Origin of the sequence: Paenibacillus sp. YIM B09110 (genome assembly GCF_037167145.1) — a bacterium.
In the GTDB taxonomy this organism is placed as follows: domain Bacteria; phylum Bacillota; class Bacilli; order Paenibacillales; family Paenibacillaceae; genus Pristimantibacillus.
On the sequence record NZ_JBANSP010000013.1, the window covers coordinates 1 to 23,579 of the forward strand.

The 23,579-nt window shown below is 52.9% G+C and carries 19 protein-coding genes; 14 read left to right on the plus strand and 5 right to left on the minus strand.

Annotated elements, in window-relative coordinates; all coding sequences use genetic code 11:
• Nucleotides 1–370: 370 nt before the first annotated feature.
• The 7 genes from purH (at nucleotide 371) to V8F51_RS19060 (ending at nucleotide 9,269) form a co-directional block, all read left to right on the plus strand.
• A complete protein-coding gene (gene purH, locus V8F51_RS19030) occupies nucleotides 371–1,918 on the plus strand; it encodes a bifunctional phosphoribosylaminoimidazolecarboxamide formyltransferase/IMP cyclohydrolase (RefSeq protein ID WP_337101967.1) in 1,548 nt (515 codons plus the stop codon).
• 138 nt (nucleotides 1,919–2,056) lie between these two features.
• Nucleotides 2,057–3,322 carry a phosphoribosylamine--glycine ligase gene (gene purD, locus V8F51_RS19035; protein WP_337101968.1) on the plus strand — a complete coding sequence of 422 codons (1,266 nt, stop codon included), beginning with the start codon at nucleotides 2,057–2,059 and terminating at the stop codon, nucleotides 3,320–3,322.
• Between the two features lie 179 nt (nucleotides 3,323–3,501).
• Complete coding sequence (locus V8F51_RS19040; protein ID WP_337101969.1) at nucleotides 3,502–4,368, plus strand: polysaccharide deacetylase family protein; 867 nt, start codon at nucleotides 3,502–3,504, stop codon at nucleotides 4,366–4,368.
• A 34-nt stretch (nucleotides 4,369–4,402) separates the two neighbouring features.
• The gene (locus V8F51_RS19045; protein ID WP_337101970.1) at nucleotides 4,403–5,851 is read left to right on the plus strand and encodes an FG-GAP repeat domain-containing protein; all 1,449 of its coding nucleotides are present in this window, start codon (nucleotides 4,403–4,405) and stop codon (nucleotides 5,849–5,851) included.
• 24 nt (nucleotides 5,852–5,875) lie between these two features.
• Nucleotides 5,876–6,706: a response regulator transcription factor gene (locus V8F51_RS19050; protein WP_337101971.1), complete on the plus strand. Its 831-nt coding sequence runs from the start codon at nucleotides 5,876–5,878 to the stop codon at nucleotides 6,704–6,706.
• Nucleotides 6,703–8,091 (plus strand): sensor histidine kinase, encoded by a 1,389-nt coding sequence (locus tag V8F51_RS19055; RefSeq protein WP_337101972.1) that lies wholly within the window; start codon nucleotides 6,703–6,705, stop codon nucleotides 8,089–8,091. Before V8F51_RS19050 ends, V8F51_RS19055 begins: the two co-directional genes overlap by 4 nt.
• A gap of 356 nt (nucleotides 8,092–8,447) precedes the next feature.
• Nucleotides 8,448–9,269, plus strand: a complete 822-nt coding sequence (locus tag V8F51_RS19060; RefSeq protein WP_337101974.1) for an alpha/beta hydrolase — start codon at nucleotides 8,448–8,450, stop codon at nucleotides 9,267–9,269.
• A 465-nt stretch (nucleotides 9,270–9,734) separates the two neighbouring features.
• On the opposite strand, the gene V8F51_RS19065 is transcribed toward V8F51_RS19060, so the two are convergent.
• From V8F51_RS19065 to V8F51_RS19075, 3 genes are read right to left on the minus strand one after another with little or no spacing between them, the layout of a single operon-like run.
• Entirely contained in the window at nucleotides 9,735–10,904 is a 1,170-nt protein-coding gene (locus V8F51_RS19065) for a Ger(x)C family spore germination protein (RefSeq protein ID WP_337101975.1), read from the minus strand.
• Nucleotides 10,901–12,412 (minus strand): spore germination protein, encoded by a 1,512-nt coding sequence (locus V8F51_RS19070; RefSeq protein WP_337101976.1) that lies wholly within the window; start codon nucleotides 12,410–12,412, stop codon nucleotides 10,901–10,903. Before V8F51_RS19070 ends, V8F51_RS19065 begins: the two co-directional genes overlap by 4 nt.
• Nucleotides 12,381–13,505: a GerAB/ArcD/ProY family transporter gene (locus V8F51_RS19075; protein WP_337101977.1), complete on the minus strand. Its 1,125-nt coding sequence runs from the start codon at nucleotides 13,503–13,505 to the stop codon at nucleotides 12,381–12,383. The genes V8F51_RS19070 and V8F51_RS19075 overlap by 32 nt, the downstream gene beginning before the upstream one ends.
• A gap of 168 nt (nucleotides 13,506–13,673) precedes the next feature.
• On the opposite strand from V8F51_RS19075, the gene V8F51_RS19080 reads away from it, so the two are divergent.
• From V8F51_RS19080 to V8F51_RS19090, 3 genes are all read left to right on the plus strand, one after another.
• Nucleotides 13,674–14,765, plus strand: a complete 1,092-nt coding sequence (locus V8F51_RS19080) for a DUF3048 domain-containing protein (RefSeq protein ID WP_337101978.1) — start codon at nucleotides 13,674–13,676, stop codon at nucleotides 14,763–14,765.
• A 235-nt stretch (nucleotides 14,766–15,000) separates the two neighbouring features.
• Nucleotides 15,001–15,612, plus strand: a complete 612-nt coding sequence (locus V8F51_RS19085) for a DUF47 domain-containing protein (RefSeq protein ID WP_337101979.1) — start codon at nucleotides 15,001–15,003, stop codon at nucleotides 15,610–15,612.
• Between the two features lie 32 nt (nucleotides 15,613–15,644).
• Nucleotides 15,645–16,643 (plus strand): inorganic phosphate transporter, encoded by a 999-nt coding sequence (locus tag V8F51_RS19090; RefSeq protein ID WP_337101980.1) that lies wholly within the window; start codon nucleotides 15,645–15,647, stop codon nucleotides 16,641–16,643.
• Nucleotides 16,644–18,196: 1,553 nt separating this feature from the next.
• On the opposite strand, the gene V8F51_RS19095 is transcribed toward V8F51_RS19090, so the two are convergent.
• Together V8F51_RS19095 and V8F51_RS19100 are read right to left on the minus strand one after the other, a co-directional pair.
• Nucleotides 18,197–18,862: a helix-turn-helix domain-containing protein gene (locus V8F51_RS19095; protein WP_337101981.1), complete on the minus strand. Its 666-nt coding sequence runs from the start codon at nucleotides 18,860–18,862 to the stop codon at nucleotides 18,197–18,199.
• 141 nt (nucleotides 18,863–19,003) lie between these two features.
• Nucleotides 19,004–19,594: a hypothetical protein gene (locus tag V8F51_RS19100; RefSeq protein ID WP_337101982.1), complete on the minus strand. Its 591-nt coding sequence runs from the start codon at nucleotides 19,592–19,594 to the stop codon at nucleotides 19,004–19,006.
• A gap of 249 nt (nucleotides 19,595–19,843) precedes the next feature.
• On the opposite strand from V8F51_RS19100, the gene V8F51_RS19105 reads away from it, so the two are divergent.
• From V8F51_RS19105 to rlmD, 4 genes are all read left to right on the plus strand, one after another.
• Complete coding sequence (locus V8F51_RS19105) at nucleotides 19,844–20,134, plus strand: YerC/YecD family TrpR-related protein (protein WP_020619046.1); 291 nt, start codon at nucleotides 19,844–19,846, stop codon at nucleotides 20,132–20,134.
• A gap of 6 nt (nucleotides 20,135–20,140) precedes the next feature.
• Complete coding sequence (locus V8F51_RS19110) at nucleotides 20,141–20,920, plus strand: sirohydrochlorin chelatase (protein WP_337101983.1); 780 nt, start codon at nucleotides 20,141–20,143, stop codon at nucleotides 20,918–20,920.
• Nucleotides 20,921–20,986: 66 nt separating this feature from the next.
• Nucleotides 20,987–21,895 carry a diacylglycerol kinase gene (locus V8F51_RS19115; protein WP_337102104.1) on the plus strand — a complete coding sequence of 303 codons (909 nt, stop codon included), beginning with the start codon at nucleotides 20,987–20,989 and terminating at the stop codon, nucleotides 21,893–21,895.
• A 99-nt stretch (nucleotides 21,896–21,994) separates the two neighbouring features.
• On the plus strand, nucleotides 21,995–23,485 hold the full coding sequence (rlmD, locus tag V8F51_RS19120; RefSeq protein ID WP_337101984.1) for a 23S rRNA (uracil(1939)-C(5))-methyltransferase RlmD: 1,491 nt from the start codon (nucleotides 21,995–21,997) through the stop codon (nucleotides 23,483–23,485).
• Nucleotides 23,486–23,579: the final 94 nt, after the last annotated feature.

The window sequence follows — 23,579 nt, forward strand, 5'->3', positions numbered from 1 at the left end:
GTAGCTCTATTCCACAAACTAAGGTTAGTTTGAATGAAATAGCGATAGAAATTAGCGCTATTTCCTGGGACTTCGGCGGAACTGAGCTCAAACGGTGACGGCGCTGGCGAATAGAGCTAGAAAGTAGCTCTATTCCACAAACTAAGGTTAGTTTGAACGAAATAGCGATAGAAATTAGCGCTATTTCCTGGGACTTCGGCGGAACTGAGCTCAAACGGCGTCAGCGCTGGCGATTAGAGCTAGAAAGTAGCTCTATTCCACAAACTAAGGTTAGTTTGAACGAAATAGCGATAGAAATTAGCGCTATGTCGTAGCAGCCGAGTAAGAAGACAAGCAATTGTTGTTCCATATAGATGAGGAGGAATTTGGCGTGGCTATTCGCAGAGCGTTAATTAGTGTTTCGGATAAGACCGGCATCGTGGAGTTTTCCCGTGAGCTGGCGCAGCAAGGCGTACAAATTATTTCGACAGGGGGAACGTTCAGCCTGCTTCAGAAGGAAGGCGTACCGGTTATCGGCATTTCCGATGTAACGGGCTTCCCTGAGATTCTCGACGGACGCGTAAAGACGCTGCACCCGGCCGTACATAGCGGTCTGCTCGCCGTTCGCGATGACGAAGAGCATCAGAAAGCGATGAAAGAGCTTGGTCTCGACTACATCGATCTCGTTATCGTTAACCTCTACCCGTTCAAAGAAACAATCGCTAAGCCGGACGTTTCGTACGAGGACGCTATCGAGAACATCGATATCGGCGGCCCAACGATGCTTCGTTCCGCAGCTAAGAACCATGCTTTCGTAACGGTTGTTGTCGACGCTGGCGACTACGGCACGATCCTAGAAGAAGTGAAAGCGCAAGGCGACACAACACTCGAAACGCGCAAACGTCTAGCTGCCAAAGTGTTCCGTCACACAGCTGCATACGACTCCCTCATCTCCGATTACCTCTCGAAGCAAATGGGCGAGCCGCTTCCTGAATCGTACACGGTTACTTACGAGAAGGTACAAGATCTTCGTTACGGCGAGAATCCTCATCAAAAGGCTGCTTTCTACAGCAAGCCGCTTGCTGCTGCAGGCAATATCTCCACAGCTGAGCAATTGCACGGCAAAGAGCTTTCCTACAACAACATCAGCGACGCGAACGCGGCGCTTGGCATTCTTAAAGAGTTCGACGAGCCGGCAGTCGTTGCCGTTAAGCATATGAACCCTTGCGGCGTAGGTATCGGCGCAACGATTCACGAAGCGTACGAGAAAGCCTATGCGGCTGATCCAACGTCGATCTTCGGCGGCATCGTGGCGGCTAACCGTACAATCGGCGCTGACACGGCTGAATTGCTCGGCAGCATTTTCCTTGAAATCATTATCGCGCCAGACTTCACGCCGGAAGCGCTCGATATTCTGACGAAGAAGAAAAACATCCGTCTTATGAAGCTTGGCGGACTTACAGCCGCAGCAGAGCGCAAGCCGGAATGGATCGTGACTTCGGTAGCTGGCGGCATGCTTGTTCAAGAGAGCGACGTGCACAGCTTGGCGGAAGCCGATCTGCAATTCGTTACAGACCGCAAGCCGACGGCTGAAGAACTGAAGCAATTGCTGTTCGGCTGGAAAGTCGTTAAGCATGTGAAGTCGAACGCGATTCTTCTTGCGAAGGACGATATGACAGTAGGCGTAGGCGCTGGTCAAATGAACCGCGTAGGCGCAGCTCGCATTGCGATCGAGCAAGCCGGCGAGAAAGCAAAAGGAGCGGCACTTGCATCCGATGCATTCTTCCCAATGGGCGACACGGTTGAGCTTGCCGCGAAAGCAGGCATCACGGCGATCATCCAGCCAGGCGGATCGATCAAGGACAAGGAATCAATCGCAGCGGCTAACGCAGCCGGTATCGCGATGGTATTCACTGGCGTTCGCCACTTCAAACACTAAAACGAACGAATGAACCATATGGAGCACGACAGCCTGCGTAATAGATAGGTATGAGGGGCCTCACTTCCGAGTGAGGCAAATCTCACTGTTGTGCTCTTTTTTTTCAAAACAGCATCAACTTATAGGGGGATAAACAACATGCGTATATTGGTTGTTGGCAGCGGCGGACGGGAGCATACGATCGTCTGGGCGCTCAAGAAAAGCGAGAAAGTAAAGGAAGTGTTCTGCGCGCCGGGCAATGCGGGTATCGCACAGCTTGCGGAATGCGTGCCGATCGCGGTTAGCGAATTCGCGGAGCTTACGCGCTTCGCAAAGGAAGCGTCGATCGACCTCGTCTTTATCGGACCTGACGATCCGCTTGCGGACGGTATCGTAGATGCTTTCGAAGCAGAGGGTATCCCGACTTACGGACCTCGCAAAAACGCGGCTGAAATCGAAGGCAGCAAAATCTTCATGAAAAACCTGCTCAAAAAATACAACATCCCAACTGCCAAATACGAGACGTTCACCAATTACGAATCGGCGCTGGCTTACTTGCGTGAGCAGTCGACTCCGATCGTCATTAAGGCCGACGGCCTTGCAGCTGGCAAAGGCGTAACGGTTGCAGCAACGCTTGAAGAAGCGGAAAAGGCGCTTCGCGAAGCGATGGTCGACAAAGTGTTCGGCGATGCGGGCAACCAAATCGTCATCGAGGAATTCCTCGAAGGACAAGAAATGTCGATTCTAGCGTTCGTTGACGGCGAGACGGTTCGCGCTATGGTGCCTGCACAGGATCATAAGCCGATTTTCGACGGGGACAAAGGACCGAACACGGGCGGCATGGGCACATATACGCCGCTTCCGCATATCGACCAAGCGATTATCGACGAGTCGATCACGAACATCATTATCCCTACGGCAAAAGCAATGGTTAGCGAAGGCCGTCCGTTCCGCGGCGTCCTGTTCGCAGGCCTTATGATCACGAAGGACGGTCCGAAAACGATCGAGTTCAACGCTCGCATGGGCGATCCGGAGACACAGGTCGTATTGCCGCGTCTGAAAACGGATCTTGTCGACATCGTACTCGCTTCGCTGAACGGCAGACTTGGCGATCTCGATATCGAATGGGATGACGAGGCAGCTGTCTGCGTCGTTATCGCATCCGAAGGTTATCCGGCATCGTATCCGAAGGGCCGCGTCATTACGGGTCTTGCGGAAGCAGAAGCGCAAGGCGCGCTTGTGTTCCATGCCGGCACAGCATCGAAGGACGGCCAATTCGTAACGAACGGCGGACGCGTGCTTGGCGTCGTAGGCCGTGGTAAAGACATTGCCGAAGCTCGCGCACGCGCTTACGAGGCGGTCAGCGTGATTGATTTTGAAGGCAAGCAAAGCCGTACCGATATTGCAGCTAAAGCGCTTCGTTAAGAAGCCGAAAGCCATATAAGTCCCTGTTGTCGAAAACGCTGATAAAGCGCCGATGACGGGGGCTTTTTCTTTTTAGAGAAAATGTCATTTATGCGCGAAAGGTGTTACTATTTTGTAACTCTCTTAAACTACCATTCCGCTACGATAGAGTTATAAGCGGGGAGTAGAAGGTGAGCGAAATGACAAGGGAGTTCAAGCGTTATAAGGGATGGCTGGTTATGCTGCTGCTGGTGGCAGTGATGGTATGGGGCAGCGGCTGCGCAGTCAGCCAAACTCTCGATCTGACGGCTGTCGCGGCAGATGGGGAAGAGCAGAAGACGGATGGAGTATACTCCGATCTTGGTCTGGATCTCAGCGGCGTTAAGCCGGGGGAAATTATTTTAGTGCAGGATGAAGGCAGCGAAGACCTCAGCGGGAACGTTCCGATCGAGATTGTTCCAGAGGGTACGGCAACAGCCGAGCCTGACAAAGAAGAGCAGAAGGTTATCGCGTTAACCTTCGACGATGGTCCGGACAAGCGTTATACGCCGGCCATATTGGATATCCTGAAAGAAAAAGGAGTGAAAGCGACGTTCTTCGTCGTTGGTCTCCAAGTGAACAAAAGTCCGGAAGTGTTGAAGCGAATTGTGAAAGAAGGCCATGAGATCGGCAATCATACGTACAATCATAAAGACTTGTCCAAGCTGAGCAAGGATGCGATTTTGAAGGAGATTAACGATAGCGATAAACTGATTAAGGATGCCGTAGGCTTCACGCCAGTCTTGTTCCGCGCTCCGTACGGAGCGGTGTCGGATACGCTTAAGGATATCGTTAAAAATACGGGCCGTCACATGATCGGTTGGAATATCGATACGCGCGATTGGGCGGGGACTTCGGTAGCCGATATGCAAGAAATGATTCGAACGGAAGCAAAGCCCGGTGGTATAATATTAATGCATTCTTTTGGAGGCAAGCACATCGCGAATACGGTGGAGGCGCTCCCTGGAATTATAGATGAACTAACGGAGATGGGTTATACGTTCGCTACGATAGATGAACTGCCATAATCCGCTGCAACGCAACTGGAGGAGGCTATAGCAATTGAAAGTCGCTCGCTCACCGCAACGATCCGTCCTGTACGGAAATATGATACGAATAGGCGGCCTTCTCAGCGTCGCCCTGTTCATCCTTATCTTATCCGCAGGTTGCCGCTACACGGCGGCCCCTGCGGATTTGCTGCAGAAGCCGAAGATCGCGGCGGACAAGCAGGTGCTGCTGCAAGCGATCGAGAAGGAGCTCCCTGACTATAGCAAGCTGACGCTGCCGCTAAGAGAGAAGAACATGGAGGCGATCCGCATCCTGGACGTGGATGGCGACGGCGTGAAGGAAGCGGTCGTCACCTTTTACAATGAATACAGTACGCCGGAGCTGCTGGTGCTTAAGCAGACAGACGGTAAATGGAAGTCGTGGGTCGGAGTGGAACAGCCGATGGCTAGGCAGATCGCTTGGCTCGATATTATCGATCTAGACCGTGACGGCAAGTTGGAGCTGCTCGTCGGTTGGACGGGCGCTTTCGAGAGTCCGAACGTGCTGGAGATATATTCTTTTCACGGGAAGACGGAGCGCAATGAACGCGGCAATCTTGTATTGAAGCCGCTTGATTCGCTGCCTTATTCCTATGCAGAGACTGGCGATATGAACGGAGACGGACTGCCGGAGCTAGCCATTATTTCGGAGACGCATACGAACCGGGAGAAGGAGCTGCCCGCGTTTCAATTAACGATCTACAACTGGAACAATAACGCGTTGCATGCAATCGTCGAACAAAGCCTGTTCAACGAAGTCAACACGTACGAGAGACTGCTTATCGGGCAAGTATCGCCAAGGCTTAACGGGGTTGTGCTGGAAGCCTCGACAGGCGCGCACGGAACATTCACCGCCATGTATGTGTGGGAGAAAAGAGGGCTAAGGCTCGTGTATCCTGCCCCTGATGATCCGGCATATGGCATTAGCGGCAAGCCGACGAAGAGCGGCGACGTGAATGGAGACGGGATTATTGAGCTGGCTTTGGTGAGAGAAGCGCCGGACGAGCTTGGCGTGCCTTACGTAGATGCCGTATGGATCAACGACTGGGTGCAATGGGATGGGCAGTCCAGCTTCGCACCCGTCATGGAGGAGTTCACAGATTCAAACTATGGACTGACGATGCGGATTCCCGAGCAATGGTCGGGCAAGTATACGCTGCGCAAGTCGCAGAGCGATCCTTATAGTATCGTGACGATCGATGTCATCGACAGCTCGGGTAACGGGAAGGCAGAGCTTGCCACCTTGTACGCAGTACCGAAGAAGGATTGGGATGCGCTGGAGACTATCTGGAAAGATGAGCAGAAATCGTATCACCATTTGTTCGCGGACAGCGGCAACGTGTTCGCCGTTTCCTTCGTTAAGGAAGCGCCGCAAGAGTGGAATGACGCAGACAAGAACGAGTTCAACGAAATGCTGAAGATAGAAGATCAGATGGCTTCCTATCTGACGATTCGCAATGATTAATAGAACAGAAGCAGGCGGTGACCTATGCGAATATTGTTGCTGGAGGATGAGGAATCGATCCGCGGATTTGTGCGCATTAACTTGAAGCGCAATGAGATGGAGGTGACGGAGGCGGAGACGGGCGAAGCTGCGCTTGAGCTTGCGGGTACGGAAGGGCCTTTCGACATCGCCTTGCTGGACGTGATGCTTCCGACGATTAGCGGCTTCGAAGTATGCGAGCAGCTTCGTGCGAATTATCCCCGCATGGGTATTATTATGTTAACGGCAAAGTCGCAGGAAGAGGATAAAATACACGGCTTGGAGCTAGGTGCGGACGATTACGTTCAGAAGCCGTTCAGCCCCGGCGAGCTTATCGCGCGGATTAAGTCGCTGTACAGGAGGATGAGTTCCGAACCGGTCGGCTCGATCGATTCAACTGTGCAAGGCGGCGGGGACAAGGCAGGCGAGTCGGAGGATTTGCTCAAGGCCGTGCAAGTGTCCAATCAAAGCTTTAGCGGCAGCTATGACCTTGGGCAAGCTCCCGCAGCGGCAGCTGCTCCGGCGCTTGAAGTTCGTATTCCGCCTTTCGTTCTGTCCATACCTGAGCGCAAGCTATGGAAGGAGGATCGCGAGATCATCCTCACGCCTACCGAGTGGACGCTGGTTCGATTGCTCATGGAGCGCGAGGGGGCGAGCGTGAGCCGCGATCATATTTTGAGCGAAGTATGGGGCCGGTACTATGTGGGCGATCTGAAGGTCGTGGACGTCAACATTCGCCGCATCCGGCAGAAAATCGAGAGCAATCCGTCCGAGCCATCGTTCATTGAGACGGTATGGGGCTTCGGGTATCGGTGGAAACGGGGCGCTAGGCCATGAGAAGCGTCAAATCGCGGATGGTTTGGAGCTTTTTGCTGCTAATCGTACTTGTCGTTACCGTGCTTGGCACGACGTTCGCAGCGCTGATGTGGAACTATTATTACGGCAGCGCGCAGAGCTCGGTGAAGCAGCGGGCGGAGACGGCGCTTACGCTGCATGGCCGTTCCCTCTCCTCGCTAGGGGTTCAGGACCAAGCGGATTATATGCTGCAATATATGATCGAAGGCGGGACAAGACTGCAGCTGCTAGACAGCACGGGCCAAATTCGTATCGATTCAGACGGCTTCTCCGAAAATATCCGTTATACGACGGGCGATGTGAAGGCGGCAATCTCCGGTACGACAGGAAGCTGGCGCGGGGTTGACCCTTATTACGGCGAGCGGGTCATGTCCGTCACGATTCCGCTGTGGAACGACATGCGCGTCGTCTCGTTGCTGCGATATTCGGCTTCGCTCGAACAGGTCGATGCGATGGTAAGCCTGCTTATTCGTATGGCCGCTGCTGTCGGTACGGCTGTCATTTTGCTTTTCCTAGGGCTGAGTTTGTTTCTAGCTCAACGTATCGTGAAGCCGATTCGCGAGCTGACGCGTGTTGCGAGATACATGGCGGAGGGAGATTGGACGCGCAGAGCAACGAAGAGAAGCGACGACGAGATCGGCCAGCTTGCGGAAACGTTTAATTCCATGGTTGTGGAGCTTAACAAGCGGGAGAAGCTGAAGAACAACTTCATTTCTTCGATCTCACATGAGCTTCGCACGCCGCTGACTTCAATTAAGGGTTGGAGCGAGACGCTGAAGGAAGGCGATCCTGCGGACGATGAGGAATTCAAAATGGGGATGTCGATCATTAGCCGGGAGACGGAGCGTTTATCCGGACTGGTTGAAGACCTGCTCGATTTCTCCAAGCTGTCGGCACGGACGATGGATCTCCATACGGAGGTGCTGGATATGAACGGGCCCGTCAAGGAGACCGTGCATCAGCTAGCCGTTCGCAAAGGACAGACAGGCGTCAGGCTGATGGCCGAATACGGCAAAAGCCCGCTTGTCGTTCACGGCGATGCCAACCGGCTCAAGCAGGTTATTATTAATCTTATCGACAACGCGTTCAAGTTCACGCCGGCCGGCGGTTCGATTCGCATATCGACGACCGCAACGGAGGAGTATGCGCAGGTTACGGTAGCCGACACGGGCTGCGGCATCGACGCGGAGGATCTGCCGCATGTGACGGAGAACTTTTATAAGGCCCAAACGGGCCAAGGCGGTTCCGGGCTCGGCCTTGCCATCTGCAAAGAAATCATCGAATTGCACGATGGTCAGCTTACGATCGACAGCGAACGCGGAGCAGGGACGATCGTGACGATCCGCTTGCCGCTTATACGCGAATAGAACTATTCTTTATAGAACAACAGCTTCCGGTGGGCGATCACGTAGACGATTGCAATAACAACGCCTATGGTCAGCAGAACCGGAAGCCAATGATTGTCCAACCATTCGAGCCATAGCGGCATGCCCATGCACCTCCTCGCATTTCTGTTTCTTAGCCGGTAAAAGTACACTCCAACCCTCATACTCCCATGCATAGTATTTCCTGAGTAATTGAAAATTAGTAATACATACTCATGATTCCATGACTTGAATATTCGCATTTGACAGTAACCGAATCGGATGCTAATATAAGTTTAACTTAATTCATAGTATACGGGTAGGAATTATTATATATGGATCATCAGGAGGTAGTCGGCATGGAAAAACAGATCACTTTGCGTCATGACGGGCTTGAGCTCACCGCAACGCTTCATTATCCGACTGACGGAAGTCATAAGGATTCGGAGAAGAAGCAAGCGATAATAATATGCCACGGATTCATTGGCAGCCGGATCGGTGTCGATCGGCTGTTCGTTAAGGCGGCTCGCGCTCTGGCGGCGCAAGGTTCCTATGTGCTGCGATTCGACTATGGAGGCTGCGGCGAGAGCGGAGGCGATTACGGAGCGCTCGGCTTCGAATCGATGATCGACCAGACGCGCACAGCGATCGATTATATTACGAGCATGGATTCTGTAGATCCGCGCCGGATCGTGCTGCTGGGCCATAGCCTAGGCGGAGCGATAGCGATTATGACAGCCGTGAGGGATCGCCGTGTTAAGCGGCTTGTCCTATGGTCTCCGGTAGCCTATCCGTTCAACGATATCGTTCGTATCGTCGGTAGAAGCAGCTATGATGAAGCGGTCACGTCGGGCAGCTCCGACTATAACGGCTACACGCTGCAGAAGGTGTTCTACGAATCGCTGCTCCAGCATCAGCCGTTCCAAGCGGCGACAAAGTTCAGCGGCGAAGTGCTGCTCGTTCACGGAACGAGCGACGAGCTCATTCCGGTCGATTACAGCTTCCTGTACCAGAAGGTGTTTTGGACGCGCAGCGAAGGATTATGCGACAAAGAAATTATTTTTCAAGCAAATCATACGTACTCCAGCCGCAGCCATCAAGAGGAAGCGATCCGCGTAACATCCGATTGGCTGAGCGGTCTCGACCGCCAGCAGCAGGATTGGCATCACTGGAGCATTTAAGCAGATGGACCGAGTTCCCGAGAGTGATAGGGAGCTCGGTTTCTTTTATTTCTAGACAGAATAGGATGGGGAGTCCATCCTATTCGCACAAACATCGATTACTTGAGGGAAATATGATGGAAAATGCAGCTTATGGATGGTGAGAACGGGATAGTGGTGGGAGTCGGCGGGGCTGTGGACCGGATAGGATGTGAAGTCCATCCTATTCGCACAAACATCGGTTACTTGAGGGAAATATGATGGGAAACGCAGCTTATGGATGGTGAGTACGATGCTAGTGGCGGGAGCGGGCGGGGCTGTGGACAGAATAGGATGGATTGTCCATCCTATTCGCACAAACATCGATTACTTGAGTGACAATAGGATGGGAAATGCAGCTTATGGATGGTGAGAGCGACGCTAGTGGTGGGAGTCGGCGGGGCTGTGGACAGAATAGGATGGATTCCCCATCCTATTCGCATAAACTTACTGCAGCCGCTTATACTTGCCGAAGTACGGGATGACGACGTTGACGTCCAGCTTCTCGATAGATTGTTTATCGATGGCCAGCCTTTGGCCTTTGTTCGTCAGCTTCTGCCACAGCTTCTGATCTTTCTTGTAGAGATGTTGCCCGAGCTGGAATACATCCACATTGATGTCGACGCCTGCCGTGTAGGTGTCCATGATTTGTTTCTTAACGATCTCCGAAGCGATGGCTACCAGTTCCTGATTCGACAGCGGCTCCAAGTACTCGTACAAGGCCGCCAGCAATCGGACGGAGATATGGAAGCGGACCTCGTCGCCTTTAATGATTGTCTTTATCTTGATTTTCGGCCTGCCCGCAGAGAGTTGTCCGTAGACCTCTCCATCCTTCTCCAGCGTTAACGGCGAGCGATTCGTGCTCTTCAGCATCCATCGATATCCAAGCAGACTTTGGCGCGACAGGAATCCGTTAATATTGTCTCCGTATTCGAAGTACGCCCCGTTTACCGTAAGCATGGGCTGCGGGGTTTCATTTTCCTTCCACTGCGTGCTGTTGATGGCAATGCAAGGCAGAGAAGTTGTTCGCGCTGGCTCGTTGAACGAAGCCAAATATTTGAAGAGGAGCACGGGCGGCATGAACGAGTATTGTTGATAGTTGTTCTGAGGATCGTGAAGAATGGTCGTAAGCGGCGAGAGCTTGAAGAAGGAGTTGGTCGACAAGATGTCCTCGATCGAGCTTTGCGTGCCGTATACCCAGGTGTTGTAGCGAACTTCGGGAAAACGATTCACCATCTCGACGAACTTGATGCCAACGTGCTTAAGCACGGTTTCCGAAATGACGATTGCCGATACATGTCCCCAAGAAAGGGGCATTTGAGCCGTCTTATACAGATCGTTGGCCGCGGCATTCAGCGTCCTGCCTCTTCCCTTGCCTACCCATACTCGCGCATCCTGATTCGCCTTGCCGCCTGCATCGGACTTGGCGATATTGGAGAAGTCGAGCAGCTGCGCATAGAGGATGAACTGATTGTCCTTATAATCAAGGCCTATAGCCTTGACGTAGCTGACGCTTTGAAGCTCAACAGCGCTCCAGCAGCCGGATATCGGCAAGCAAAGGCATAGGACAAGCAGCGGCGCCAGGAAGAGTCGAAGCCGGCTGGTGATGGAATTCAACGTTTTTTTCCTGTTTTCGAAGGGTCCTGAGTATGCAGGTACTCGGGTCTGCGCCTGTTCATCATGAACGGCCATTTGAACAGCGACTTCAGCATTTCCTTGAAATCCAGCGGCGCTGCCGGCGCGAGATAAGGAACGCCGAATGATGTGACCGTGCTTAAATAAATGACGAACAATATGATTGACGTTATGAAGCCGTACATGCCGAATGTCGCGGCCAGCGTGAAGGAGGCGAACCGAACCAGGATCATCGAGCTCGTGAGCGATTGATTGACGAGCGTTGCGCCGGAAACGACGGTAATGGCGGTTACGACGATCATTAGCGGCGATATCAAGCCTGCCCGTATCGCGGCATCGCCGATGATAAGACCGCCTACGACGGTAAGCGTCTGTCCGATCGAGCTTGGCAGTCGCACGCCGGCTTCGCGGAACAGCTCCATCATGACCATGATGAAGAACATTTCCAGACCGGACTCCATCGGCAGCCCGTGACGGCCTGACGTAATGGTCGCGAGCAGCGGGAAAGGGACTTGATCGATATGGAACGCTGTGAGCGAGATGTAGAAGCCCGGCAGGAAAATCGTCGTAATAAACCCGAAAAATCGCAGGATGCGTCCCACATTGACGGATAGAAAGGGGAAATAGGCATCTTCTGGCGATTTCATGAGCAAAAATAAATTGCTTGGCGCGATGATGGCGGTCGGGTTGCCGTCTACGAAAATAATGAATCGGCCGTTAAGCAGACATTCCACGGCAAAGTCGGGTCTGCCCGTATAATGCGTAGGCGGGAACAGGACGATCGGCGAGCCCGATAACAAATCCTCCAAGTGGCCGGTCGTAACAAGCTTCTCGACGTGAATGTTCGTAAGCTTGTCCTTCACTTCCTTAATCATTTCCGGGTTCGCGATATCGGAAACATAGAGCAGCGCCGTCTTCGTTAGCGTTCGTTCTCCTAACTGGGTGTACTCGCAGGCTAACGTATAGGTGCGAAGCCGCTTCCGGATCAGCGCGATATTGGTCGTCAACTGCTCGACGAAACCGTCCTTCGGTCCGCGGATCGACACTTCAGTTGCCGATTCGGATGGCATGCGGCTTGGGAAGTTCGCGATATCGATCGTCCATATCGTCTGGATATTCGGCAAGCAGAAGAGCAGATGGCCTTCGAATACATAGGAGCTGATCGTGCTGCGGGTCGTCTTCAGGTTCGGAGAATAGAGCACATCCCATTGCAGATCGGCGTTATGATTCATCGTTTCCCGACGCTGAAAGCCGGTTTCCTTGAATACCTTATGAAGCTCGGGCAGAATGACGTCGTTGATGATTTTCGTCTCCGTCATCCCGCTGCAGTAGATGAATACCGCTTGCACCGACGATCCGGCCGCACCGAATTGATTCGTCTGAATGATGACATCATCGCAGTTCACGAACCAATTGCGCAGTATATGCTCGTCGAAATATTCAGGCGGCTGCAGCTCGTCATTTTGCTGCTTTTGCTTTTGATGCTTCATCGGTAGAGGACTCCTTTCGACTGCGGCGATAGAGCACGGCTAGGGCGAGCAGAACGGTAACGGATACGACAAAGATGACCGTTATCGGAAAATGGATTTGCATCAAATAATCGAGCGTCTGATCGTCTCTCCACAAATGCATGGCAATCACCGTCATGACCGCGGCGAGGACAACTAACGTAATGAACCGCGAACGAGGCTTGCGGACGTCTAGCATGTCGGTCATTAAGTAAAGCGCAATGGAGACGCGGGCGAAGGAACCGCACAGCCATTGATAGATAGAGAGAAAGTCGACATGCTGCAGCAGCTTGCCGATATTGACGATCTTCCACTGGTCGAAGGCGGTGTGACGCTGCTTGGCTGCTTCGATCGGTCCGAATTCGGTGATGGCGCCGATCGTCGGCCCGATGGACATCGTAATCATGAATAGTCCAAGCAGGATCAGCTGCCACAGTCGCAACTTATTCCTTAGCTGGTGCTGGAAGAGCATTAGAATCCATAGCTCCAGCAGCCCCCCGAGCGCGAAGAAGGCTCCCTGCCAGACGGGCTGCCAGCCTCTCTCCAGAATGGGAAACAGCAGGCTGAGATCTTTATACTTCGTATTCGCCGTCGCGACAAAATAGCCGAGCAGAATAACGACAGGCAGCAGGACGCTGCTTGTCATCGCGATCGTACGCAGTCCGCCGTACGCAGCTAGCACGGATGTGACAATGGCGATCAGTATGATCGCTTGCACGGGCGTCTGCTGCATATAGGTAACGACGGTCCACATCGACGTATCGTGGAGCGTATACGTGCCCGATAGGAATAAGATGATAAAAGCGGACAAACGGAAGATCCATGCCGGAATGCGGCCGAAGTGTCTGGCGATCCAATCCGGGATGCGCTCGCCCCGGAGCTGCTTCAAGACGACGAACAGCAGGACGAGCCATAGAAGGAAGAACGGTGCCGCTACTAGCACGGCTACCCAAGCGTCCCGCTGGGCTGCGCCTAGCAGCAGCGGTATGGACATGACATGGCTGACCAGTCCCGCGCTTAGCAGCAGGATCGAGAATGACAGCCATATGCTGATTAAGCCGCTCCCTCTGTTCATGAAATCACCTCATCCTCATTAGGGAGATAGAGATAAGATGTGCAATTTATGGATTTTTTAACCGAGGGATAGCATATTTTGTCGGGACAAGCGGGTTGTTTTGTGATTAAATGGAAGAAAGGTGTAAACGAATTCATCCCTTTAATCGCTTCGTAAAGGATGGTGCCCATGAACAAGAAACGTCGATTGAAAACAGGAACGGGAGCCGCAGCCAAGGCAGCTGCGCTTGCGCTTATTCTTCTTGCAACAGCATGCGGAGGCAGCAATAACGCAGTAGCGGATCCGGAAGCGACGGCAGGAACAGATGCGCCGATCGTAACGGATATGCCGACTGAAGAGCCGAAGCCGCTTGGCTTTACGGCCTCATTAACAGGCATCCCTATGGAGCAGGAAGTGAAGGCGCGGCCGATCGCCGTTATGATCAATAACTTTGCGGCTGCACGCCCGCAGTCAGGGCTTACGAATGCCGACGTTGTCTATGAGGTGCTGGCAGAAGGCGGTATTACTCGCTTGATCGCTATTTTTCAAAGCACAGACGCAGCAACGACTACGATCGGACCTGTACGCAGCATTCGTCCGTATTTAATTCATATTGGCGAGAGCTTCGGAGGCGTGCTCGCGCATGCGGGAGCAAGTACGGATGGTTATGCCATTCTGCAACGGCAGAAGAAACCGTATTTGGACGAAATATCGAATGCGGGAGGCTACTTCTGGCGAAGCAAGGAGCGCAAAGCTCCGCATAACCTGTATACGAACCTGGAGAAGCTGCGGGAAGGCGCAGACAAGAAGGGATACAGCACGGATGTGACCGTACCGACCTATACGTTCGCGGAGAAAGGTTCGACGGAGACAGGCGTTCCGGCTGCAAGTATCGCGATTACGTTCATGATGCAGAATTATAAGGTTGGTTATGAATATGATTCGACGAGCGGGCTTTACCGAAGGTCGATTAACGACAAGCCGCATATCGATTTGAATAATGATCAGCAGCTGGCAGCTTCTAATTTGGTCGTTCTTGGCGCTGACCATAAGACGCTCGACAACGAGGGGCGTTTGGCGGTCGATCTGGATCGGGGCGGCTCGGCTATATTGTTCCAGCAGGGCAAGGCAATCGAAGCGGAATGGGTAAGCGCTCCAGACGGCATGCTTCGAATTGTGAAGAACGGTACGGAGCTTCCTTTTGTACCGGGGAAAACCTTTTTTCACATCGTGCCCAACAATCCTACATTCGCTGAGCATGTCACATGGGTACAAAATTAGTTCATGGGAAACACTGTAGTTACAAGTGTGGATCTATGAGCTGCGGTTATGGAACAGCGGGGTCCTCTTGTGGGGATTCCGCTGTTTTTGTGTCGGAAATGAAAACTTTTAAACTTTTCACCAATGTTTACATTCTCTTAACAATTGTCGGCTAAACTATGTTAAGATATTGTGGGCTTGACAGTGTATAAGTCTTAAGTCTAAACAAACATCAAGTCGGGTAAAGGGGATTACGATGTTCAAGAAAAAAGACATTTTCTTTAAGACGTTTGAAGAAATGGCAGACGCGTTAGTCGAAGCAGTGGAGTTTTTCTCGAAAGGCGTTTCTGATCTGTCAGACGTTACGGCATTCGCCAAAACAATGAAGGAATACGAAAGCAAGTGCGACAAGTACGTGCATACGATATTGAAGGAACTGAACAAAACGTTCATTACCCCGATCGAACGCGACGACATTATGGCGCTTACGACTTCGCTTGACGACGTGCTTGACGGCATTGAAGCTTGCGCATCCCGTTTCGAAATGTACAATATTCGCGAGAAGGATGAGTACATAACGTTGTTCGGCGATATCCTCGTTCGCTCCGCGCACCAAATCAAGAAAGCAATCTACCTTCTTACCGAGAAGAAGCTGCTGGCAATCCGCGAACCGAATATCGCTCTGAACGAGCTTGAGAACCAAGCCGACGACTTGCTTCGTGTATGCATTAAGAGCCTGTTCACCAATGTGAAGGATCCGATTGAGCTCATGAAGCGCAAAGAGATTTACGAAATGTTGGAACAAACGACCGACTACTGCGAGGATGTTGCCAATACGCTGGAATCGATTATTATGCGTAACAGCTAATAGCTAATCCAAGAGAGTAGGAGTCATTCAATATGGATATGTACGTATTATGGATCGTTGTCTTTCTAGCGCTTTCGTTTGATTTTATAAATGGTTTCCACGATACGGCTAACGCTATTGCGACTTCTGTATCGACGCGTGCGCTTAAGCCTCGCGTAGCGATCGTTCTCGCGGCGGTCATGAACTTCGTCGGCGCGCTTACGTTCACGGGCGTAGCGGCGACGATCGGCAAAGGGGTAGCAGATCCTGCCAAGCTTGAGCATGGGGTGGAGATTGTTATCGCAGCCTTGCTGTCAGCCATCGTATGGAACCTCATTACGTGGTGGTTCGGTATTCCTTCTTCCTCGTCGCATGCGCTTATCGGTTCCCTTATGGGCGCGGTTATTGCCGGTGCCGGAGTGGCGAATATTAATGCGAGCGGCTTGACGGATATCGTGACGGCATTGATCGCATCACCGCTTATTGCTTTCACGGCGGGTTTCCTCATTATGTGGATATTGAAAATGATATTCGCGAAGTCGAGTCCGCATCAGGTCAATAAAGGCTTTCGTTTCGGACAAATCTTAACAGCTGCGTTCCAATCGTTCTCGCACGGTACGAATGATGCGCAGAAAGCGATGGGGATTATCGTATTCGCTTTGGTTGCAGCAGGCGTGCAGGACGATATGTCCGTTCCATTGTGGGTTAAGCTGTCGGCTGCGACCGCAATGGCACTCGGTACTTCGATCGGCGGCTGGAAGATCATCAAGACGATGGGTACGAAGATTTTCAAAATCGAGCCAATCAACGGCTTCGCAGCTGATATTGGTTCGGCTATCGTAATTCTGACAGCTACGATGATTCATTTGCCAGTAAGTACGACACATGTTATTACGTCGTCCATCCTCGGTGTCGGCAGCGCGAAGCGCTTCTCCGCCGTGAAATGGGGCGTCGCAGGCAAAATCGTCGTATCGTGGATTATTACGATTCCGATCACGGTGCTGATGGCGATGTTCTTCTACTGGTTGATTCACTTCTTCTTCCTGAAATAGGAGGGAGAAGGCTGCGGGCTTTGAGATATGAGATAGTGAGGCAATCCTCACTCGCCGTGAACGCAGGTTCACGGGGAATGAGCTTTGCCTCACTATTTTTTTGCTGTCTCTTGGCAGGGAGGTCGGGGATGCTCGCTGTGAGGGAGTTCATTAAATAGTGAGGGTAATCTCACTATTTGTGGGCAAATGGAGCTGGCTCGGCGATTTAGTGAGGTAAACCTCACTTGCCGTGAATGTAGGTTCACCGGGGAAGAGGTTTGCTTCACTAATCGATGGCCGTGTGGTTGTGTTGCGGTGAATGAGTGAGTCTGGCCTCATTGGGGATGAGGATATGCGCATAGAATGTGTGTGGATGCGGGATGGGAAGGTTGGTGCGTAGCTCGCTCGGTGGTGGTGCGTGCCTTGCATGGTGCCAGAGTAACCTGCTATTGAACTTGGCTGCTTCATAGTGAGCCAGGCTTGTGTGAAGGAGCTCATTATATAGTGAGGGGGAATCTCACTAATTGCCGCCTAATTGGAGCTTCTGGCTGGATTAGTGAGGAAAACCTCACTTGCCGTGAACGTAGGTTCACGAGGAATGAGGTTTGCCTCACTAATCGATGGCCGTGTGGTTGTGATGCGGCGAATGAGTGAGTCTGGCCTCACTGGGATGAGGATAGGCTCATAGATTGGTGTGTGTCGGTGCGGGATGGTAAGGTTGGTGCGTAGCTCGCTCGGTGGTGGTGCGTGCCTTGCATGGTGCCAGAGTAACCTGATATTGAGCTTGGCTGCTTCGTAGTGAGTCAGGCTTGAGTGTGAAGGAGCTCATTATATAGTGAGGCGAATCTCACTATTTGTCGCCTAATTGTAGCTTCTGTCCGAAATAGTGAGGTAAACCTCACTTGCCGTGAACGCAGGTTCACGAGGAATGAGGTTTGCCTCAATAATCGATGGTCGAATGGTTGTGTTGCGGCGAATGAGTGAGTCTGGCCTCATTGGGGATGAGGATAGGCTCATAGATTGGTGTGCTTTGGTGCGGAATGGGGAGGCTGGTGCGTAGCTCGCTCGGTGGTGGGGCGTGCCTTGCATGGTGCCAGAGTAACCTGCTATTGAGCTTGGCTGCTTCGTAGTGAGTCAGGCTTTTGTGTGAAGGAGCTCATTATATAGTGAGGCGAATCTCACTATTTGTCGCCTAATTGGAGCGTCTGGCCGGAGCAGTGAGGTAATCCTCACTTGCCGTGAACGTAGGTTCACGAGGAATGAGGTTTGCCTCACTAATCGATGGCAAAGTGGTTGTGATGCGGCGAATGAGTGAGTCTGGCCTCATGGGGGATGAGGATAACCTCACCTATTGGGGGACGGGATATGCACAAACCGCTCACAGCTGTGAATGAACGGTAATGAAATTGTGTGTGGCGGTGGGCAGCAGCTTGTGGATAGAACAAAAAGTCGTTCAAAGAGTACAAATTGCGCTCAATCGGGTGTGGACGCAAAAGCTCAAATGTTATCCACAAGTGGACAACGTTTGAGCTTTTGCTCTTATTAGGCTAATTATTCACATATTAACAGAATATTCACTGTTCGATGGGGATAGAGAGCTCGTAGAAGGTGATGCGCTGACCGGACTTTAGACCGCGGAGGATCCCTTCCTGTTCATAACGCTTCAGCCAATCGATCGCCGTTCGATTACTGATGCGGAATTCGCGGGCAACCTCGCTGGGCTTCAGCTTGGCGTCACGGCGTCTAGCTAGTTGTATAAGCAGCGTCTTTCGGGTCTCCCACAACTTGACATCATAGGAGGTTTGACCGTTATACGCAACCGACCACCAGTGGCCGATCGCCTGCTTAATCTGTGCGATGCAACGCCTCGAATCATGGGCAGTTTGCCAAGCCGAGAAACGGAGGAGGAGCCAGCCCGATAGGACAAGGTCGTTCTGCCTAGCGAGGTGATCGTTGAATTCACCTGGCGTAATATGGCTGGCATGCGTCGTGAAGCCATCGAGCTCAATGGCGAGGCGGACGCCGTTTTTCACGAAGACGAAGTCCGCGAAGCGTTGACCGCCTTTGTGATCGATGAACGGAAACTCCGCACGCAGGCCATCATAGTTGTAATCGAACGCCGCTCCCCACACTTGCTCAAGGAAGACAAGCGCGGTCTTATCCAGCTTGCTGCGGAACTTGCCTGTGAGCGAGGCTTCATGCTCGAACGATTCAATAAAGCGAGACAGATTAGGATGCAAGTGGATACCTCCTTCGTCGATAGGAACGACAAAACACCCCAAGCCGCAGCGCATAACGCGCTGAAGCTGGGGTGTTCTTCACTCCGAATGATTGCTTATAGATGTATCATAACGAATGGCTGAGTGTTCGGCAAGCTTAGCTTAGCGGCGGCGCTTCTTGGCTCCAGGGCGCTTCGGCGTACCTTTGCGGCCGGAGGCAGGTTTCTTGCGACGTCTTTTGCGCTTAGGCTTCCATTCTTCCGCATCGCCGTCATCGTCGTCCTTGGACTTTTTGAAGGAAGCGAGCAGTACTTTCACAAGCGGCGCCATCTGGGAGACGCTGGACATAACCTTCTGCACCTTACCCACCGTCGTCAGAATACCGTCAATACCACCCATTCGATCGATGTAACCTTTAATATCGCCTAAGCTGGATAGCGAGAAGCCGCCAGTCTTCGTAATTGCCGGTGCAGCCTCCACGAGCTCGCCAAGCGTCGCATCCTTCGCTAACGTGGGAATGGAGGGCAGCATATCCGGCGTCGGAACGACAACCGGCGAAGGAGGCGGAGGAGCGACAGGAAGGATGGCCGACGTCTCCGCGTCCACGATTTTGATACCGCTAGATTTCATGCCGCTTGATTTGCTCCTGTATGACTGGCTGTGCTGGTTCTGGCCATGGCGGTAGGTGCCGTGTGTCGGGAACTGTTGTTGATCGCCGGCACTCGGGTTATTGCGATAATCCACACGGATCACAACCCTTTTTTTTATTAGTTTATGCATAGGCGATTGGTCGGATTGGACGAATGCCCCGATTAATGAACTTTTTCCATGATATTCGCCCTGTGCTTGTATGGGAACGGCTATGCTTGGTCCACTGTCGACCCTTCCGTCCTGTAAAGCGTGAATACGGTAATGTTTGAAAAAACAGTCCAAAAAAGCTACAATAATAGCGATAGTTCGATAATCCGCGAGATACCTTATAAATAAATGGAGTGAATGCTCATGCAGCTTAAGAAGCTGAACGATAAAGCGATCGACCAATTGTTCGAAGCAGTTCTGACCTTGAAGTCGGTTGAGGAATGTTATGTGTTTTTTGACGACTTGTGCACGGTGAACGAGATTCAGTCGCTATCCCAGCGTCTAGAGGTCGCGCGTATGCTCGGCAAAGGCAGTACATACAATCAGATCGAAGCGGAGACGGGCGCCAGCACGGCAACGATCTCGCGAGTTAAGCGCTGTTTGAATTACGGCAACGACGGGTATAAAATGGCATTAGAGCGTCTTGGAAGGTAGCCTGTTATGAAATCGGGCATTCTCGTAATAAGTCACGGCTCCAGGGAAGCAAGCTGGGTGGAGCGCGTTGATGCTGCTGTTAAGCAAGCCTCTGCTTCACCTCAGCTTGCAGGCGTACCTATTGTGTCGTCCTTCCTAGAGATTGTGGAGGGACGGCTTATTCAGGATGGTATCGATGAGCTGGAGAAAGCCGACGTGACGGATATGCTGGTACTGCCGCTGTTCGTCTCGTCAGGAAGCACCCATGTGGACGAGATAGGTCAGGCGTTCGGACTGCCGTGGGTTTCGGATCTGGAAGGCGATCTCGGCACGTTCAGCGTAGAGGCTAAAGTGACGTACGGCTCGCCGATCGACGACGATCCGGAGATTGCCGAGCTGCTGCTTGCCAACATTGCCGAGCTGTCCGAGGCGCCGGAGCGTGAAGCGGTGTTGCTCATCGGGCACGGCAGCAAGGAGAAAGTGTTCCACGAGCGCTGGCAGCGAGGTCTTTCGTTGCTCGCAGCGCGGCTGAAGGCGCTTGGCGGCTTTGCTGAGTCGGAGCATGCGATGCTGCTCCCCGACCAAGCTGCGGCTAAGCTTGCGGCGATGCAGAGCGAGCATCCTGAGCTGGCGGTTATCGTCGTGCCGCTGTTCCTCAGCCCGGGTTATTTTACAAGCCATGTCGTGCCGACTCGTCTTGCTGGTCTTGAATATCGGTATAACGGGCGGGCGATGCTGCCGAATCCGGCGATTGAACGCTGGCTGACGCGGCAGATGACGAGCTGGCTTGATGGATGGAATGGTTGATTGGTGATGAGGGTTACATAATAGATAGCTGTATGGGATAACTAGGGGTGTGAGAGTCATATGAGTATTAAACGGGCAAGGCTTATCTATAACCCGACATCGGGAAGAGAAGAGATGAAGCGGCGTCTTCCTGATATTCTGCAGAAGCTGGAGCAGGGCGGGATCGAGACGAGCTGTCATGCGACGATCGGCGAAGGCGATGCGACGATGGCTGCGGCCGAAGCCGCGGATCGCGGCTACGATATGATTATCGCGGCTGGCGGCGACGGCACGCTGTATGAAGTGATCAACGGCCTCGCGAACAAGCCGAACATTCCTCCGCTGGGCATATTGCCTGTGGGGACGACGAATGATTTTGCCAGAGCGACGGGCATTCCGAAGCATTGGGAGTACGCTTGCGACCTCATCATTCAGCAGTATACAAGACCGATTGACGTCGGTAAGGCGAATGATCGCTACTTTATTAACATTGCCGGCGGCGGCTCACTCACCGAGCTGACCTACGATGTGCCGAGCAAGCTCAAGACGATGGTTGGGCAGCTTGCTTATTATATGAAGGGTCTGGAGAAAATGACCCGCCTGCGCCCGACCGAATTGAAGTTCGAAGCGGCCGGCGTCGGGGAGTTTCACGACGAGTTCATGATGTTCCTCATCTGCAACAGCAACTCCGTAGGCGGCTTCGAGCGACTTGCGCCGGATTCTTTGCTCGATGATGGCTTGCTCGACGTGCTGCTCATTCGTAAGTGTAACTTGCCGGAATTCATCAAGCTCGTCACACTCGCGCTGCGAGGGGAGCACTTCAATGATCCGCATGTCATCCACTTCCGGACGAACGAGCTGAAGGTGACGACGCCGGATTACGTACAGATCAATCTCGACGGCGAATATGGCGGCGTGTTGCCGTGCACGTTCTCGGTGCTGCCGTCGCGCCTTCAGATTTTTGCGGATGAAACGGGAATTTCCACATATCGTTAGTCGTTGCGGCTAGTCTCCTGACCATGCGAATGGTGCAAAGAGGCTGGCCGTATTGTATGATAGGAGTTAGATTTTGCGAAGGCAGAGCGGAGAGATTACATGCGTAAAGGAACGAACAAGGGCGGCAGCCATAACGGAAGATCCAATAGAGGGCGCGGTGCGGCGTCCGAGAAGGAACGGGCAGATGCGCCATTCCAGAAGAACGAAGAGGTGACGCTCGATATTATCGGCCTCACCCATGACGGCGAAGGCGTAGGCCGCGCGAACGGCTTCACCCTGTTCATCCAAGGTGCGCTGCCCGGCGAGCGCGTGCGCGCGAAGGTCATGAAGGTGAAGAAGCAGTACGGCTATGCGCGTCTTGCGGAACTGCTGGAGAAGAGCGCGGATCGGCAAGAGCCGCCTTGCGATATTTATAAGGAATGCGGCGGCTGCCAGCTGCAGCATTTCGACTATGCAGCGCAGCTCGCATGGAAGCGGCAGCATGTCGTGGATAACCTCGTGCGGATCGGGAAGCTGAACGTAGCGGGAGAGGCCAATGGGGACGGGGCTTCGCCGGATGGAATCGTTGTTCATCCGACGGTCGGCATGGACAAGCCTTGGCGCTACCGCAACAAGGCAAGCGTGCCGATCGGCACGCATAACTCGAGCGGCGAGCTGATCGCCGGCTTCTACGCACGCGGCAGCCATCGCATCATCGACATGGACGATTGCCTCATCGAGCACGAGCATAACGACGAGGTTGTCCGCGTCGTCAAGCGGATCGGCCGCGAGCTCGGCGTCACTCCATACGACGAAGAGTCAGCTCAGGGAGTGCTGCGCCATGTTATGTCTCGGACAGGCGTTGTGACTGGCGAAATTATGGTGGTGCTGATCACGAACGTTCGAAAGCTGCCTTCGGCAGACCGCTGGGTAGAACGCATCCGCGAGGAGCTGCCAGGCGTGAAGAGCATCGTACAGAACGTGAACGCGCGCGAAACGAACGTCATCTTCGGAGACGAAACTCGGACGCTGTGGGGAAGCGACGTTATTTACGATGAGCTCGATGGCATTCGCTTTGCGATTTCGGCTCGATCGTTCTATCAGGTTAATCCTGTGCAGACGGTGGAGCTCTATAGGAGAGCCGTAGAATATGCGGGTCTAACGGGTAACGAAGATGTGATCGACGCGTATTGCGGCATCGGGACGATTTCGTTGTTCCTCGCTCGGAAGGCAGGCCGTGTCTACGGGGTTGAAATTGTGCCGGAAGCGATTGAGGATGCTGCGCGGAATGCACAGTTGAACGGCATCGAGAATGCGACGTTCGAGGCTGGCCCTGCTGAAGTCGTTATTCCGCGCTGGCGCGAGGAAGGCGTGACCGCCGACGTGATCGTCGTCGATCCGCCACGCAAGGGCTGCGATCCAGCGCTGCTGGATACGATCTTGAAGATGCAGCCGGAGCGGGTCGTGTATGTGAGCTGCAATCCTTCGACGTTGGCGAGAGACCTCCGTGTGCTCGAGGATGGTGGGTATCGGACGGTGGAGGTTACGCCGGTGGATATGTTCCCGCATACAACACATATTGAATCCGTCACTCGTTTGGAGCGGGTATAGTACAGGTGTTCAAGAACCCTTATCTGGTGCGGTTTTAGGAGCTGTATTACAGAGCGGTGTAAGCGGGTGATACAGGCGCTGAAATACGACATTG